We start from the raw sequence: 16,923 nt of genomic DNA on the forward strand, positions 1-16,923 counted from the left end.
GAAACAATGTTAAATGGGCGCTGAGCAAACAAAAAATTGAATGTATAGATGGTTTACATCAATTTCATAGATACCTAGACAGGCAACGAGGGCGTTATGCGGTTTGAACAGCTGGATCTGAATTTATTGGTAGCATTAGACATACTGCTGGAAGAACAAAATATCACAAGAACAGCCGACAAGCTGCACCTGTCACAGTCGGCCACCAGCAGTATTTTATCTCGGTTGCGGCATTATTTTGATGATGATTTGCTGGTGCAGATAGGCCGAAAAATGCAGCCCACGCCTTATGCACTGGAACTGCAGGAACCGGTAAGAGAAATGCTGAACATTGTGCGCGGTTCGATTACCAATAAACGTAAACTGGAGCCCGCCACCAGCCAGCGACATTTCCGCATTGTTGCGTCAGATTATATTATTCAGGTATTCCTTGCCGGTGTGCTGGCGAAAGTGCAGAAGCTGGCGCCTGGCATGACTTTCGAATTTCTTTCACCTTTCACCGTTGAGGTGGAAACCATGGTGAAAAGCGGGATTGATATTGTGATTGCGCCGGAAAGTGAAACCGTGGACGGTTATCCTCACGCCTTTTTCGCCACTGACGAAATGGTTTGTATTGCCTGCAAAGACAATCCGGACACGCAGGGTGGCCTGACGCCGGAAATCTTCTCATCACTGGGACACGCTTCGGTGGGATTCGGCCGTGTCAGCCTTTTAAGTATTGAGCCTTGGCTGGTTAAAGAGCGCAACATTGAACGTAAAGTCGAAGTGATCACCAACGACTTTACCTCACTGTGCACCACAGTGGTCAGCACCGGCAGACTGGCCATTATTCCCCGCCGTTTTGCTGAACTCATGGCCACTATCATGCCTATTGATATTCTATCTATGCCCTTTGATTTTCCCGACTTGCGGGAAGCGATGATGTGGCACCCAACCGTAGACAGCGACCCTATTCATCGCTGGCTGCGCACACTGATTTTAGAAGAAGCGGCCATGGTAAGTAGTTGATGTCGTGAGGTGATTAATCACCTCACATTTCTCATCCTACTTTCAGCAGCACCACTCCGGATATGATCAAAAATACGCCGATATAACGCAGCAGTGATGTAGGGTCGCCAAAGGCAAAAACGCCCACCAGAAACGTACCGGCAGCGCCAATGCCGGTCCATACAGCATAGGCTGTACCCAGTGGAATATCCCTTTGCGCCAGATACAGTAAGAAACCGCTGACACCCATAAATGTAATCGCCATGGCGATGCCACCCCATTTGTACTGGCCGCTTTGAGATAATTTCAGGCCCAGAGGCCAACCAATTTCGGTTAACCCTGCCAGCACCAGATAAACCCAACTCATCGTTTCCCTCATTAAAAGATGAACTATTGGGCGGCATACTATCGTTATTTACAACAATGACCAGTTAGCAACTATCACTTTTACTGATATGTTAAATATTGAATATATCCGCAAGTTCGCTATCGCCACAAGACAAGGCTCGTTTTCTGCCTGCGACCGCAAGACAGGGAAAGTGCAGCCGGCAGTAATTCAGGCAATCAATAATCTTAAAAATGAAGCAAATAGACATGGTTTTTGACCATAAAACGCGGAGCGTGCCGGTAGACATCATTTCGCCAGGCGGCCGCCAGCACGGGCCCGTAGCGGAATAGTTTAGTAATGAGTTGAAAAGACGCTGGCGGAGGAATTCTGAGGATCAGATTATCCTCAACTCTTATCTTTTTCGCCCACTTCCGCCACGACCATCCAGTACAGCACCAGCATGACGACGACAAAAACAATTGTGAAAATCATACCCAATACCGTGCCTCCACCTGCATGAGCCGGCGCAGCAAGAAAGAAAGACAACAAGAGTAAATACAGTTTCATAACGTCCCCTTTGACATTGTGCGGATTTCGGGCCAGACCACGACTGGACGAAACTCTTAATTGGCAGAATCAAAAGTAAACCCGCAGAGGAACAATAAACAGGTACAGAAAGCGTACATTTTTCTATAACAGATCGTTTATTCGCTTGTTATAATCTGATGAAGCTTTGGCCGGAGTAAGCAATGGCGAAATATAAAATTTTAGCCGGGCAAATAAAAGAGCAGATCGAGCGGGGGATCTGGCTGGAACATGAAAAGCTTCCGTCGCTGCGCAAGCAGGCCCGCCAAACAGGTTACAGCCTGATGACCGTGCTCCATGCCTATCAGATGCTCGAAAGTCAGGGTTTGATCAGCTCCCATGAGCGCTCCGGCTTTACAGTTACATCAGCAGCCCGCCCGGCTGATGAGAACAAAGTACAAACAGCGGAAGCGGTGAGCATTAATGATTTTGTTTATGAAGTGCTTCAGGCATCCCGCGACCCGCATATGTTCAGCTTAGGGTTTGCTTATCCCGATCCTGCTCTGTATCCCAGGCACCATCTGAATAAGTCCATCGTCGCAGCTGCACAACAAATTTCACTGACCAGTGCGATGGATAACCTGCCACCGGGTAACCCTGAACTCAGACAAATAATTGCCAAACGCTATGCGGCGCGGGGTGTGAATATTTCCCCTGATGAAATTGTTATCACGGCAGGCGCACTTGAAGCACTCAGTCTGAGTTTGCAATCCTGTACCAGGCCGGGTGACTGGGTAGTGATTGAATCTCCGGTGTTTTATGGCGCTATGCAAGCACTGGAACGGCTTGGCTTAAAGGCAATTACAGTAACGGTTTCGCCGCTGAACGGGCTGGATATTGACGCACTCGAGCGGGCTTTTCAAAATCATCCGGTGAAGGCGTGCTGGCTGATGAGCAGCTTTCAGAATCCGGTAGGCTACTCACTTAGTGATGACAAAAAGCAGCAGATTGCGAGGTTACTCAAAACCTATGGGGTAACACTAATCGAAGATGATGTTTATGCTGAATTGTATGCCGGACAGACACCACCGTTGCCTATTAAACATTTTGTCGAAGACGGCTACAGCCTGCTTTGTTCGTCTTTTTCCAAGTCACTGGTAGCAGGCTATCGCATAGGCTGGGTGGCTGCCGGCCATAAGTCGCTGGACATTCAGAAACAACAGCTGATGAGTACACTGGCTACCAGTGCGCCTGTTCAGCTGTCACTGGTTCACTACCTGTCTTCCAAAAACTACGAGTCGCACTTGAAGCAACTTCGTAAGAAACTGATAACCAGAAAAAAAACTATGCAGGCCTGCCTTGAAGCACTTTTACAGGACGTTGCTAAAATTCATTCGCAGGACGGCGGTTATTTTTTATGGATAGAATGCCAGCCTCACGTTAATGCGATGGATATCTATTTTGAAGCATTACGCCTGCACATTACGATTGCCCCCGGAAAGCTGTTCAGCCTGCATGATGAATTTAATCATTGCTTCCGGCTGAACGCCTCGTTGGAACTAAACGGGGCGCGTCGTACGTTACTTAAGAAACTGGCGAGTTATATAATTGATATCACTCAGTCAGGGAAATAGCTGCTAAGAAGCAACCTTCCTATAGGTACTTATATTCTCAGTAAAACGCCGGTAAAAGGGAACGTAAAAACCTAGCTTACAATTAAACCAAGAGGACTGAGCAGGGATTCCTGCTGCCAATCACAAATTTTCACGCCAGTTAAATCCATTCTGCGGATGTCGAGTCCATGTAAGTCCACATGCCGGAGATCACAGTTTTTCAAGCTGAACGTGCCCCAGTGGTCTGAAGAAAAATCGCCACGGCTGAGATCTGCGTCGTCCATACTCACGCCGCTGAGGTTCGCGCCGCGCCAGATGTTTTCTGATAATTCGCACTTCTCAAGCAGCTGTCCTTCGAAATCCGCATAACTCAAATTACAACCGGTTATCACTACAGAGCAAAAGAAAGACTTCGTAGTGATAAAGTTCGCAAAAGAAGCTTGCCTGAAATCAGCACCTTTTAAATCACAATCTCTGAATTCAGCACCAAATCCGTCGGCACCACGGAAACTGGCCAGTGCCAGACGACAATTACGGAAGCTGGTATCGCGAATGTCAGCAAAAGAAAAGTTGCAACCTTTTTCGCCGTCTGAAGTGGTAAAGGCACAACCTGATAATTCTGCGCCTGACAATTTTGCGCGGGTAAAGTCGCAATCGATAAACCGGCAATTTTCGAATTTTACAGCTTCGAGATCTTCATCAAAATGTTTTCCCTCAAACAGCTCGCCTTTGTAATGCATATTAAAACTCCACGAATATTTCTTTGCCAGGTAACCATGAATCCGCAACAAGCGAGAGAACAGCCCTGTTTTCAGCCAACGTCAGGCACAATCACATAGGTGAAGCGCCTGAATGTCAATACGAAGTTAGTAGCAGGCTCATTTTCAATCCATAAAAAAACCGCACCTGCTCAACTATCAGGTGCGGTTTCAACGGTTGTTACAACTTCAATCAGAAGCTATAACGGGCACTCAGTACAAAACGTCTGTCCAGTTCCTGAACAAAGAACGTGTTGTTTTGTGTACGGCCATACTGACGCTGACCTTCTTCCAGCAAGTTGATGACATCGAGGCTCATGGTGAAGTCATCTGTGAAGTCGTAACTGACGTTCAAATCTAACTGCTTGTATTCATCAATGAACAGCGGGTTACGCTGTGACGATACAGAACGGTTAACTTCTGCCAGGAACGCATCACGCCAGTTGTAAGCGATACGGGTAGACAGGCCATTCTTCTCGTAAATTAATACGAGGTTAGCACTGTCACTTAAGCCTTCCAGAGCGAACTGCTCGATAGCTGGGCTCGCACCTACATCGTAACCGATATCACCGTCTACGATGGTGAAGTTAGCCTGGTAACCGAAGCCACTGTCGCCAAAGAAATGCTGCCATGCGAACTCGTAACCTGAGATACGTGCACTCTGGTTGTTCACAGGTTGAGTCACCTCAAACTGCATTTCCGGGTCACCGGCTTGCGGCTCGACGTTATTTGACGCAAATACTGCATCAGCGAATGCCTGACCTTCTTCGAACTCATCAGCACCACCAGGGAAATTATCCGGGTTAGTTAACAGAGCTGTCATGGTAAAGAAGTTACGCTCTGTCACCTCTACACCACGGGCTTCCAGTTCAGCAATCGCTTCAGCAGATACCGTACCGGCAGCACCTGATGTAGGGTCAAGCAGACCGAACAGACCTTGAGAAACCTGCTGTGTACCCACGAAGTTGTCTACGTCTTTACGGTAGTAACCCACAGACACCATAGACGCATCACCGTAGTAATACTCTAATGACAGGTCGAAGTTATTTGATTCCAGCGGATCCAGCGCGGCGTTTCCACGGCTACCGGAACCCTGGCCACCTAAATAGGTAGGACGACCCGGCGCCCCCACTGTGGTAGCAGTGTACATCTGGTTGTAGGCCGGACGGGCCAGCGTCATGCTGTAAGAAGCACGGGCTTTTAAATCGTCTGTCAGGTTGATCGAGAAGTCAATATTCGGCAGGAACGCTTCATAAGAGTGTTTCTGCGACAGTGCCTGTGTTTCGTCACCGAGTACAGTACGGAAGTCGTTGTCTGATACCCAGTTGATTTGCAGTGGGACGGTTTGTAAAGAAATCGACTCGACGTCTGTTTTTTCATAGCGTGCACCGACTACCAGGTTAGTCTCAAAACCACCCAGTTCGCCGTCCATTGACGCCATACCGTATAAAGACAGAATGTCTTCTTTCACTGTGTTATCAGCTGAAGAAATCGCATTGAACGTATCCAGAGTGTAACCGTACATAGGCGCGATGCTGTTAACCAGCTCTACTGCATTACCCTTGAACGACACGCTACCCAACGGAATAGTTGATGAGCCGGCCGGAACAGCCATGGCGTCAGCACCAGCTACGCCAGTGATATTCGTGTCTTCAAACGCACAGGCAGTACAAGTGACTTCCAGCAGACCTTCCGGAATATTACCTACATCAGCGACACCCCAGCCACCAAGCTGCGCTTCGGATTCGAAACGGTTCTGGTTCATCTCGGTTGAAATATAGCCAACACCAAAGTCGATTTTCACGTCTGCGCCCTGATCCCAGGTACCGTCAAAACGGACCTGATCAACAGTTTGCTTCTGATTGGATTCAATGGCGCGTGCAACCTGAGGGCCTACATCCGGCATATCGAAAATACCGTTATCGTTACCCTTAATGGAGTCGTCTACCACGATACTCACTTGCGGGAACCCTGAAGACATATCAACTGTCTGCCAGCCTGCAGTTGCACCGGCAACGTTCATTCGCACAACGTTTTTACCGGAAGGGCCGTCACCACCACTTTTTGCTTCTGATGACGCAACGTCAAAGCGCAGGTTTAGTTCATCAGACACCCACCAGTTCGCATTTAAGCCGAAGGAGTGCAATTCATCTTTCGCGGCCAGCGCCAGGTTCTGGAAGAAAAAGTCTTTACCGCCGTCGATGTCTTCGCTGAAACGGATAGGTGTGGCAACAACAGGGTTACCATCGAACTCCATATCAGTGAACTGACGGGCAAACCAGACACCGTCCGTGATAGACGTGGCCTCCATGGTGTTGCTTGCGTACGTCGCATCAGCAGTAATGGTTAACGTATCTGACGGTGCATATTGCAACGTAACCATACCGTTTAAACGCTCACGGTTGTTTTCGTTAACACCGTAACCTACGTTAGTTGGCATCGCTACCAGCTGACCTTCTTCCGGTGGATTGGTCACATTCGCACCATCGACCAGACCAAAGGTACCCGGTGAAGTGGAATCCCAGTTAAACAGCTGATACTGAGACACGTTCATCACGCGGCTACCGGAATTACGTTCCTGATAAGAACCAAATACTGCTACACCCAGGGTATTGTCGTCGTTAGACCAGTTACCCATACCACTCAGTTCCGGCGTTACGCCATCACCACTTTCGTCTTTCATTGCCTTAGCACCGAAAGACATGCGGTTTTCACCCTGAGACAGTGGTTTAATGGTGTTAATGTTAATTGTTGCACCGATACCACCTGACGGTACTGCTGCACGGCCGGTTTTGTATACTTCAATACCGCTTACACCTTCAGAGGCAAGGTTAGAGAAGTCGAATGAACGGGTAGAGCCGGAGGCCCCCTGGTCATCTGAGTTACCGGTAATTGATGCTACGTTTGCAGCCGGCATCTGACGGCCGTTTAACGTGATTAAGTTGAAGTTACCACCAAAACCACGCACGGTAACTTCAGAACCTTCACCGTTTACACGGTTAATTGATACACCGGTAATCCGTTGAAGTGATTCTGCCAGGTTAGTATCAGGGAATTTACCCATGTCTTCTGCCGAAATGGCATCAACAACACCTGATGACTGACGCTTCACGTTCATAGATTGAGACAGTGATCCCCTAACACCACGGACTTCAATCTGTTCCATTTCTTCAGGCGCTTGCTGAGCAAAGGCCTGAGACGCAACCACAACGCTTAGAGTACCTGCCACCGCGCATGACAGTTTTGATTTTTTAAACATTATTTGGTTTCCAATTGAGTTTTTGTGACACAAATGAAATGCATGTCCCTTACTGAGCGCCCGTGATATCGATGTCATTATGGTTTCACGCTTTGGCTCTCAGACCCCATCACACATTTCGCGTATCGGGCTATTTCTCTCTTCATCGCCCTTTTTGTTGCATTAAACGACTGAAAGGTTAATTTAATGTAACAGGTAGGTTATATATTAAACATGCGTTTGATTGCAAGCATTTTGTAAAGGCGCTTAACAAATGATATCGATAGCCAATTTTATTTTTAGGGAGAAAAAGCCGGAAGGAGATATGGCGGACAACATGTCCGCCAGGAATGAGAATTGATTGAGTTAATGGTTTCGAAATTACGAGGATACAGTCAGTTTGATGATACCTTCGTATTTACCTGGCTTGACTGGCGTAACTTTTCCGTCAACAGTCATTGATAACTTACCGTTTTTAGCTTTCATTTCCGCGCCTTCTGCAATAGTCAGGGAGGTGATAATACTCTCCCCTGTTACCAGCCAAACTCCCGTGTCTTCAAGCACAACTTCGATATCGTTGACACCATTGAAAAAAGGCTTGTTTTTAACATGTCCGAGATAATAGTACTCAGCATCAGTGAATTGAGTGTTCTGGTCCCCATGTTCATCGATATGAATAGCGCTCGTACTACTGATAGCACCAATGATGATGGACCTGTTACCCATAGTAACTGTGAGTTTATCGCCCGGTTGGTTTCCAAAATAACCTGTCGCGTTGTAAAGGTCACCTTCAAGCTTAATGCCTTCTGCTTTTAACGTCACATTGGCGCGTTTTTCATCAGTCACAGACTCAAGTGAATAGTCGATACCGGGATAGCCAGCTTTCTCGGTGAACGTAGTATTAAAGTGAAGTGCAACCTGAGACTCAGGATCGATACCCACCAGCATGTCATCGTTGTCCATCATTTGAAGTAATACCCCGTTCCCCGGAATGAGTTCAGACCGATCTTTTACTGTTATATCAACATTACCGTCTTTAAGCAGGAAGGTACTTTTGCCGGTCTTCACTTCTGTACCTTCGGCTATCACCAATTTGCCATCGCCATGAGACATCCAGCCAAAATTGTCTGAATAGATGTAAGACTTTTTACCTTTCCCGGTGATCTTTGAAAACGCGGGCGTATCATCAATCTGAATATCAAATACCTGTTGTTCGTTGCCGAAAAAATCAATGAATGTTTCACCTGTTGGAATTTGTAAACGGGGATAGATATTTAATGGTTCGTCAAACGTCGAGTCACCGTAATAAGCTTCACCTTCCCGCACAATTCCACCGTAGGTACCGGCGTGAATGGTTACACCGTAATAGAAGTGCTCAGATCCCAGAATATAACTGCCATAACCGCTGCCGTAACGGGTACTAAAGAGGTCTTTTTCACCATTTAATGTCAATGAAGAATCTACAATAGTCATCAACATAGCTGCGCCCATATCAGTAGACAACACCCCCCAGTTTGCAGCTTCGGCTTCACTACGCACCATGGTAAACGTCGTACGGTTTCCCATCATGTTAGTGCCACGTGCGCTACCTTTGATACCCAACACCCAGGGCGGAGCAAGCATCGCAGAGAAGTCAGCCGAGTTAGGATACCCTTCATAAAGTTCCCCACCATCTACTTTGAATGTTGAGTCTGTGATCAATAAGTCTGCATCTTCATATGCATACAGAGCCAGACGTGCCACACCCGACACATCAATGTTGCTGTTTGAGATAGCCAACCGGGCGCCGTTATAAGCTGCAAATGCTGCACCATAGCCGGAAAAATCGCTGTTATCACTGCCATCGGCATCAGAGCGGAAATCAACGTTTGCACCGTCAACACGATAACTCACGTTGCCATCGACCATCACACCATTGAAATTTCCGCTATCAGATACCAATGTGATGTCTTTCGCCTCCGACGCAGAATATTCGCCGCCCTGAATGGCTTGAATGACTGAACGTTTTTCATCAATCCCTTTCCCGGTAATTAGCAAAGCTGTGCGAAAATTGTCGACTCCCCGGTCATTTTTACCAGTCGGGCTTTGGTAGAACTTATCGGTAATGACCAGTTCCACATTATTATATTTACCCGGCAACATAGCGGTTTCCTTGCCATCAACCAACATCGTAACGGATTTGCCGGGTCGCTGAATGGCCGCGCCTTTTTCCAGAATGAGTGTGTTAACGCGAGTATCCTGGAAAATCTTCCACGGCTCGCCGGCCTTCACGTGCTGCTCATTTACTGAAACATCGAAAGCGTGTGTCGCTCCCGCGAAAGCAATAAGGGTCGCTAAACAGGTTTTTCTAAAAACTGAAGGTAGAGTCATACATATTTCCTGATAAATTAAATAGTTTCGATTATGAGATTGCCGCCAGAGGGCTGACTGATTTTCCCGGGCTTCAGATGAGATGAACGAATAGTTACCGTTACTCCCGGGTTGGTTTGTATTTGCTTGAGGCCCATTGCATTGTCCACCTCAATAACGCTGTTACCTGTTGCATGCCAGGCGCTCGTTTCATCAATGCTCAATGTCACATTGGATAACGCACCATTTAGTACCGATCGTTTATTCAATGAAACTACGAGTCCTCTTTCGCTGTCCTGATTGACGACATCACCCGATAGCTTGCTGTTTTCAATCGACAGAGCTGTTCCGGGTACGCGGGCTCCGTTTACCTGGGTACGGAATTTGTCCTCATTGACTTCGGCCAACAAAAGCACACCAGATTCAGACACAATAGAGGTGTTTTTTAAGGTGATGACTGCGTTCGCGCTTTTCACCCAAAATGCAGCATCTTCTGCATTGTGTTTCCCGCCATCAACAACTAACCGCCCTTTTTCCTGCGGATTGCCCATGACTGAGTGAATCATGACTACGTTGCGACCCGAGCTGGATTCGCTATTAAAAAAGGCCATTTCAGCCTCTCCCGCAATCACGCCAGCGTACGTTGCCACATCAAATACAGTACGGTTTGCCACCACTTTTGCACCAAAATCTGCATAGGCGCCATATCCGCTATTATTAACAGTGACCTGACTGTCGTTCACTTCAAGGTAAGCTTCTCCGCCAGCGGCATCCGTAGACAATGCACCCCACCCATCAGCAATGAATTCACAGTTGTAGAAATAGCTCCGGGCATTACTCATGGTAAGCAATGTTCTGGCGGTACCGGTAATACCCAGCGGGGCCGGAGGCTCTTTCATACCGGGACCAATGACCGGCACGTAATCTTCAGGCAGCTGTCCGCCATGAGAAACGAACTTACTATTAAACCCTTTAAGCGTTGCACGCTCCGCAGCCACAAGTGCACTGGATACCACACCCGACGTTATAATTTCACTGTCATACACATAAGCCACGCCACCGGTAACAAGTAAGCCCGCCCCTTTGCCCAGAAAGTCGTTGCTGCCGTCTCCACTCAGGTTGACAGATGTATCGCTGATTTTGACTAATGCGCCCGGCTCCTCAATGATGATGGCATTGAAGTCATCTTCATGTGATTTTAGCGTTAGTCCATTGATTGCAGATTTGCCTACTTCACCGCTAACAGTTACTTCTGCAGTTTCGCTTCTTTGAACCGCTTCACCTGCGATTGTTATATAGCTTTTATACTGCGTGTCTTGAATACGCGGCATGGCCGGTGGAGGGCCAGGAGGCCCGTTTGGCGACTGTTGCGCCAGGGCACTTCCTATCATCACGACGCCTGCCAGCAGCGCGAAAACGCTACTGGCAGATTGCTTGAGCTTACTACCCGTTAAAGTATTCATCTTCGTTCCTGAAAAATTTAAAAGCGATAGTTTAGTGACACACCAGTAGTTCTTGGTGCTCCGCCGACCACATACCCTGTGAAGAAACCAGTCTTGACAGCTTCATCAGTAAAGTTTTTCACATAGCCTGAAACACTTAGTTTATCTTGTGCATCATGCCAGGTTACGGTTATATCTCCTGTGAAGTAATCACCTTGCAAGGCAATATCCTGATTGCTTGGAGCAACGTATTGCTCAGTGACGTACCTCATTTCGATTCTGGGGATCAACAGCCAGCCACCGTTACCTTCATAAATGTATTCGTAACCTGCTTTGATAGTCAGATCCGGTGAATGTGGTAGCCGTTCCCCCTTAAAGTTAATCGCATTGGCCCCTAACCCGTCACATTCTGCGTCTGCCGCGCCGGTGTACCCGCTTGGATTAAGACAAAGGTCTGACTCAATTTCAGAGTTTAAGTAAGCAAGAGAGAAGTTGATTCGGTGGGCGTCAGAGGGAATTGCCAACATTTCCAGTTCAGCTCCCCAGTTCACCGCGTCAGCATTGTAGAAACTTAGATTAGGTCCCGTGGCTGTGATAAAGAAATCAACGATTTGGAAATCGGAATAATCGTAATAGAACGAACTGGCATTAAGCTGTAATGCACCATCCCATAATCTGGATTTGATACCTGCCTCATAGGATAAAAGCTCCTCGGGAATGATGGTATTACCGTCAAACGGATTTACGCCACCGGGACGGAAACCGGTTGCAGCCTGTACATAGACCAGTGCATTATCAGAAAGGTCATGCTCAAGTCCCAGCTTCCAGTCGAAAAAGTTATCGTCCCTCGTACCTGCGTACCCATAAATTGGAGCTGGCGCAGTTCCTTCTGATTCTCTCTCGTCCCAGGTATAGCGCGCACCTGCAGTTATCCTCCAGTCTTCTGCGACAGGGAAGGTTACCTGACCAAACAACGCATCGGAATCACCACTGGTAAAACTTGAATCTTCAACACCACTGGTTGTACCGTCTGCATATAATTCCTCGGCGACCAGGCTCTGCTCATAATCGTAATGGAAAAAACCCACAATCCATTCAATGTCTTCGCCAGGAAGACTGCCATAGCGCACCTCCAGAGCATTTTGTTCTACATTTTTAGGATCGTAACCGGCAGTCCCCCTCCCGGCAAAAATTGCCTCATTCGTACCATCTCCAGTCTGATAAGAAGGCAGAATAGTGAGTTGTCCGGGCCCCACATTCCATTGCAACTTGGCATAATACTTATCCGACGTATAATCCTGCCCATCACCAATTCCCGAATCATCAGTGGTGTAGTAGTCACCACTCTCCCAGTAGGCACTTTCAGTGGCACCCGCTCCCATGCCATCCAGATGGATTCTGTCGTAACCCAACAGTAAGCTGAAATCGTCACTGGGCTGATATAGCGCCTTGATTCGCTGACCATCACCTTCTAAATCGTTATGCCCGTTTGATAAAAAGCCATCTCGTTTTACGATAGTACCCGCCACACGCACCGCAAAATCTTCAGACACCGGTATATTGACGGCCCCCTCCCCCCGGCGAAAATTGTAGTCGCCGGCGCTTACTCCAACATGACCACCAAACTCCCCTAATATCGGAGAGTGTGATATAAAGTTAATCACCCCGGCTGTAGCGTTTCTTCCATAAAGTGTCCCCTGGGGGCCGCGCATGACTTCGACACGTTCTAAATCATAAAACCCTAGCTGACCAGCTTCCGCACGAATGGAGTACACCTCATCGTAATTCGTAGATACCGAACTTTCGCCAACACCCGGGGGTAAATCGGAGCCCAGGCCGCGAATAGCAAACACTTTACCTCTGGCTGCTCCCTGCACTTCGACCCCTGCTACATTGGCAAGCACGTCATCTGCTGACACGCGGGCAGCCTGAGCCAGACGCTCGCCATCCACTACAGAAATAGCAGCAGGGACTTTTTGCAGAGGTTTGTTCGTTTTCGAAGATGTAACCATAATTATTTCGAGGTCTTCTTTTTGTTCTGCAGATTCTTGCGCTGTGGCGGTTGCACAAGTTGCAGATAAAACCGAAATAGCTACAGCACTCAGAAAGAAGCGATATTGCTGTTTTTTCATCTCAGACGTTCCTTTATTTATTCGAAGATCACTGACGCAGAATGATTAAAATTAAACCACTGCACATATGTATTTTTTTATTTAATTATTTGTTAATAACCGCATTTTTATTTTGCTAAATTGAAAAGAAATTTAGAATTCGAATTAACAAATAGAGAAATTTTGCGGAACGAATACAGGAGACTGAGAAAATAGAAAGAGAAAAGGGCGACCTGTTATTGAGGTCGCCCTGAGGTAAAGTAAGGTTTATTTTATTTGCTAGTGAGGAGAACCCAGTGAGCGTGTTTTCCCATCAGTTGTATATGTAAAATCCAAATAAGATACCGTTAGCTTTTTAATTTTCCCGAGATGATTAATTTTATAAATAATGGACCCGTAGTAGTCAAAAGCATCACCTTTTTTAATCTTACCGAACGGTGAATTTGCATCATCACGGATAACGGTAAAATGAGCATGCAGATCAACAGCGAGGGTATCGCCGTCAAAAACAAATTCATTCACAGTTAAGTCTTCTTTCATCAATGACCAAAGGCCGTGATAGTGTTTTTTTACCGCGGGTATACCTTCTAATACCAGCCCTCCATTTATATACACAACATCATCAGAAAAATAAGCTTCGAATGCCTGAGGGTTTTTCTCATTGAACAGTTTTATGTAATGCATATAACTGGCTTTGTTTCTTATACCGAACGTAGGTAAATCTTCGTCATTAATCGTTTCCATAGCACTGGCTGAAACAGGAAACATTGAGAATACTGCCAGAAAAAATACTACTTTAATTTTATTAAACATTATTACTTCCTTTATATTATCGAGTCTGATCACGCGCCATTTTTAATGGCAGAGTTAATACCACTATTTTTTTTGGGTAACGTGACTATTGAGATAACAAACATAGCCAGCGCTACTCCGGCGAATACCTTAAAGCTTTCCAGGTGACTGCCATTTGCCAGATTCGCGAGCACCCAGGCAAAGACGAGTGTTGTTACGAATTGACCAGTGGCAAACGTAGATTGCCAAATACCAGCTCCCCGGGCCCGAACAGCGTGACCCAGCGGTTTAACGGCCCAGGTAAGCATAGTGGGAAGCAGCATGCCGGCACCAAACTGGTTCAGGAACCCGGCAGCGACGAACACTTTATAGTCAGGTGCAATGGCCATCGAGAAGAAACCCAGCGCCAGAATGCCAAATTCGAGTGCGATAAGATTTTTAAGGCCCAGCCACTGATGTATGTAACGATACGCAATTGCTCCCATAGGCACGCCGATACTGGCGAATGACAGTAACCACCCGGTGATAGCCGAATTATCTATATCGAACTCACCCAGTGCTGCAGCCATCTGAAATTGGAGCAGGTAAAAAAGAATACCGCCGATTAAAGTAAAACCGCACACGGTGCCCATATGCCCCCAAGGAAAACTCTTTGTATGCTCAGTAACGTGAGCTTCAGATTCCACTTCCTCATCTGACTGAGAGCCGGTTTCCCATGTAAACAAAATTGTCATTACCGCTAAAGGCAAGCTAAGCGCGTACAATGCGAAAGGTCCTTTCCAACCATAGGTGGCACCAAGGTATCCTGCGAGAGGAAACAGACACATAGCAGTGAGAGAGGCAACGGCAGCCTGACTTCCTAACCATTTATTCCTGTCATCGCCCTTGAAATAATCCCCGATTAACGTTGTGGAACACGTCATCAAAAACGCTTCACAGACTCCAACCAGTAACCTGGAGCCGAAAACCATCCAGTAACTATCAAGAAATAAGGGAGATACGCCACAAACCGCGTAAACAAACATACTCGCAATAAGCAATTGACGGCGTCCGACTTTATCAGCGATATAACCGGCCAGGGGAGCACCAAGTGCGATGCACAACGCTGGTAAAGAAAGAAGTAGAGGTACCCAATAGTTTGCATTTTCGATATGACCGAATGCCTGCATGAGCTGCGGCACGATAGGAGCGAGAAGCACAGACCCCATGGTACTAAGGGTGATGGGTAATATTAGCACGATGCCCTGAAGGGTACCGGCTCTGCGAGCGTTAATCATGGATATGCCTTTTGTAGCTTTAAGTTATTAATTACCAGCCAGTCGAAAAAATGCGCGACAATATCTTCAATAGGATGTGCGCAGGCGAACTATTCAGAGCAAGATTAACTGCTGTATCAGTGTGCCGACAAATTCGCCTTACGAATAAGGTTCATATAAATAACAAATCGATAACAACTCAAACAACAAAAACCAAATATTTACAATACTGATAATGTCATTCCGAATAATCGATAGGGTCTTAATTGTGTTTGTAAGTTTCGATGAGTAATCATAGTGCAAATAACTACTGACCAATTAGCCACGACACGTACCAATCGCTGTCGATACAGGAGCACGACATGTTTGAACCGTTCAAAGGAAATTACGTCTGGAATCTTCAGGTTAATCTCGCCCTTGCATGCGGAGGGAATCACGGCGAAGTAGATGCCGCCTGTCGCCCTATTTTTGAGGCCGCCGCCAACGGTGAAGATGCGGGTACAGAGTTACTTTTTGACAGCTGGATTGCGGTGGCGAAGCAGGTCGAAGAGAACGCCCGCAAAGATGAAGAACAAGGCTATTTTTTGTCTGCCGGAACAAAGTACGCCCGTGCATCCGGTTACTATCTGTCTGCCGAACGCATGCAATCCAGAGATTATGCACCCCGGTGGGAAGCCTACGACAAAGGCCTGGCGCTGTACCGTAAGCACGTAGAGTGCAGCGGTTTACATGTGGATTTTTTGGATATTCCTTATGAAGGCACGTCTTACCCCGCTATTTTCGTTCACGATGGCAGCGGTATTAAGCGCCCGGCGCTGGTTTCGGTAAATGGCCTGGACTCAATGAAAGAACAGGTGAACATGGCCGGTCATGGTAAATCTAACCTCGACCGGGGCATGTACACTTTGTTTGTCGATCAACCAGGTACCGGTGAAGCACTGCGTAAACGTGGCCTGACTGCAGTGTACGATACAGAAAAATGGGCAACACCGGCATTCGACTATCTGGCATCCCGTGATGATGTGGATGAGAATCGAATAGGTATTTTTGGCCTTTCTCTGGGTGGCTATTATGCGCCACGCGCGGCTGCGAACGAACCTCGATTTGCACTGTGCGCAGTAATGGGCGCTAACCATGTTTGGGGCCAGAGACAAAAAGAGCGTATGGAGCGTGAAGGCGAGAATCCGGTGCCACACTACTGGGATCATGTACTGTGGGTATGGGGGAAGGAAAACCTTGATGACTTTATGGCCTATATGCCAAAAGTCACTTTGGATGGCCAGATCGAAAAAATGAAAATGCCGTTTCTTATTACGCATGGTGAAGGTGATCGCCAGATACCAGTAAGCAACGCTTATCGATCCTACGAGCAGGCAGTATATTCAGTTAACCGTCATCTGCGAATATTCACAACCAAAGACTTTGAAATAGAACACTGTGGCGCAGACAACGGCACCGGTATGCGGGATTATGTTGCCGACTGGTGCGCAGCGGAATTTGAGAAAATGAAGTAACTTCTTTTAA

The 16,923-nt window shown here is 47.1% G+C and carries 12 protein-coding genes; 3 read left to right on the plus strand and 9 right to left on the minus strand.

Annotated features, from left to right (window positions below):
• Positions 1-96 precede the first annotated feature (96 nt).
• Positions 97-1,008, plus strand: a complete 912-nt coding sequence (locus ACXAGR_RS08110) for a LysR substrate-binding domain-containing protein (protein WP_474843952.1) — start codon at positions 97-99, stop codon at positions 1,006-1,008.
• Positions 1,009-1,039: 31 nt separating this feature from the next.
• Here ACXAGR_RS08110 and ACXAGR_RS08115 read toward each other — a convergent pair whose 3' ends face one another.
• Together ACXAGR_RS08115 and ACXAGR_RS08120 are read right to left on the minus strand one after the other, a co-directional pair.
• Entirely contained in the window at positions 1,040-1,354 is a 315-nt protein-coding gene (locus tag ACXAGR_RS08115) for a DMT family transporter (RefSeq protein ID WP_474843953.1), read from the minus strand.
• 366 nt (positions 1,355-1,720) lie between these two features.
• On the minus strand, positions 1,721-1,882 hold the full coding sequence (locus ACXAGR_RS08120; protein ID WP_474843954.1) for a hypothetical protein: 162 nt from the start codon (positions 1,880-1,882) through the stop codon (positions 1,721-1,723).
• 182 nt (positions 1,883-2,064) lie between these two features.
• Between ACXAGR_RS08120 and ACXAGR_RS08125 the strand changes: the two genes are divergently transcribed.
• The gene (locus ACXAGR_RS08125) at positions 2,065-3,474 is read left to right on the plus strand and encodes an aminotransferase-like domain-containing protein (RefSeq protein WP_474849233.1); all 1,410 of its coding nucleotides are present in this window, start codon (positions 2,065-2,067) and stop codon (positions 3,472-3,474) included.
• A gap of 71 nt (positions 3,475-3,545) precedes the next feature.
• On the opposite strand, the gene ACXAGR_RS08130 is transcribed toward ACXAGR_RS08125, so the two are convergent.
• The 7 genes from ACXAGR_RS08130 to ACXAGR_RS08160 all read right to left on the minus strand — a co-directional run bounded on the left by ACXAGR_RS08130 (position 3,546) and on the right by ACXAGR_RS08160 (position 15,420).
• Positions 3,546-4,193 carry a Qnr family pentapeptide repeat protein gene (locus ACXAGR_RS08130; protein ID WP_474849235.1) on the minus strand — a complete coding sequence of 216 codons (648 nt, stop codon included), beginning with the start codon at positions 4,191-4,193 and terminating at the stop codon, positions 3,546-3,548.
• Positions 4,194-4,404: 211 nt separating this feature from the next.
• Positions 4,405-7,470 (minus strand): TonB-dependent receptor, encoded by a 3,066-nt coding sequence (locus ACXAGR_RS08135; protein ID WP_474843957.1) that lies wholly within the window; start codon positions 7,468-7,470, stop codon positions 4,405-4,407.
• A gap of 360 nt (positions 7,471-7,830) precedes the next feature.
• On the minus strand, positions 7,831-9,819 hold the full coding sequence (locus tag ACXAGR_RS08140) for a hypothetical protein (protein ID WP_474849237.1): 1,989 nt from the start codon (positions 9,817-9,819) through the stop codon (positions 7,831-7,833).
• A gap of 17 nt (positions 9,820-9,836) precedes the next feature.
• On the minus strand, positions 9,837-11,261 hold the full coding sequence (locus ACXAGR_RS08145; protein WP_474849239.1) for a hypothetical protein: 1,425 nt from the start codon (positions 11,259-11,261) through the stop codon (positions 9,837-9,839).
• A 17-nt stretch (positions 11,262-11,278) separates the two neighbouring features.
• The gene (locus ACXAGR_RS08150; protein WP_474849241.1) at positions 11,279-13,252 is read right to left on the minus strand and encodes a TonB-dependent receptor; all 1,974 of its coding nucleotides are present in this window, start codon (positions 13,250-13,252) and stop codon (positions 11,279-11,281) included.
• 378 nt (positions 13,253-13,630) lie between these two features.
• Positions 13,631-14,164, minus strand: a complete 534-nt coding sequence (locus ACXAGR_RS08155) for a nuclear transport factor 2 family protein (protein WP_474849243.1) — start codon at positions 14,162-14,164, stop codon at positions 13,631-13,633.
• 29 nt (positions 14,165-14,193) lie between these two features.
• On the minus strand, positions 14,194-15,420 hold the full coding sequence (locus tag ACXAGR_RS08160) for an MFS transporter (RefSeq protein WP_474849245.1): 1,227 nt from the start codon (positions 15,418-15,420) through the stop codon (positions 14,194-14,196).
• A gap of 341 nt (positions 15,421-15,761) precedes the next feature.
• Here ACXAGR_RS08160 and ACXAGR_RS08165 point away from each other — a divergent pair, with 341 nt between their 5' ends.
• Positions 15,762-16,913 (plus strand): alpha/beta hydrolase family protein, encoded by a 1,152-nt coding sequence (locus ACXAGR_RS08165; protein WP_474843963.1) that lies wholly within the window; start codon positions 15,762-15,764, stop codon positions 16,911-16,913.
• The last annotated feature ends 10 nt before the right edge of the window (positions 16,914-16,923 follow it).

It is taken from the genome of Alteromonas sp. ABH4_457 (assembly GCF_056160625.1).

What these genes read in the sequence shown, in the direction of transcription:
- ACXAGR_RS08135 (WP_474843957.1), bottom strand. Translation starts at nt 7,470, where the DNA reads ATGTTTAAAAAATCAAAACTGTCATGCGCGGTGGCAGGTACTCTAAGC.
- ACXAGR_RS08150 (WP_474849241.1), bottom strand. Translation starts at nt 13,252, where the DNA reads ATGGTTACATCTTCGAAAACGAACAAACCTCTGCAAAAAGTCCCTGCT.
- ACXAGR_RS08115 (WP_474843953.1), bottom strand. Translation starts at nt 1,354, where the DNA reads ATGAGTTGGGTTTATCTGGTGCTGGCAGGGTTAACCGAAATTGGTTGG.
- ACXAGR_RS08120 (WP_474843954.1), bottom strand. Translation starts at nt 1,882, where the DNA reads ATGAAACTGTATTTACTCTTGTTGTCTTTCTTTCTTGCTGCGCCGGCT.
- ACXAGR_RS08140 (WP_474849237.1), bottom strand. Translation starts at nt 9,819, where the DNA reads ATGACTCTACCTTCAGTTTTTAGAAAAACCTGTTTAGCGACCCTTATT.
- ACXAGR_RS08155 (WP_474849243.1), bottom strand. Translation starts at nt 14,164, where the DNA reads ATGTTTAATAAAATTAAAGTAGTATTTTTTCTGGCAGTATTCTCAATG.
- ACXAGR_RS08130 (WP_474849235.1), bottom strand. Translation starts at nt 4,193, where the DNA reads ATGCATTACAAAGGCGAGCTGTTTGAGGGAAAACATTTTGATGAAGAT.
- ACXAGR_RS08160 (WP_474849245.1), bottom strand. Translation starts at nt 15,420, where the DNA reads ATGATTAACGCTCGCAGAGCCGGTACCCTTCAGGGCATCGTGCTAATA.
- ACXAGR_RS08145 (WP_474849239.1), bottom strand. Translation starts at nt 11,261, where the DNA reads ATGAATACTTTAACGGGTAGTAAGCTCAAGCAATCTGCCAGTAGCGTT.
- ACXAGR_RS08110 (WP_474843952.1), top strand. Translation starts at nt 97, where the DNA reads ATGCGGTTTGAACAGCTGGATCTGAATTTATTGGTAGCATTAGACATA.
- ACXAGR_RS08165 (WP_474843963.1), top strand. Translation starts at nt 15,762, where the DNA reads ATGTTTGAACCGTTCAAAGGAAATTACGTCTGGAATCTTCAGGTTAAT.
- ACXAGR_RS08125 (WP_474849233.1), top strand. Translation starts at nt 2,065, where the DNA reads ATGGCGAAATATAAAATTTTAGCCGGGCAAATAAAAGAGCAGATCGAG.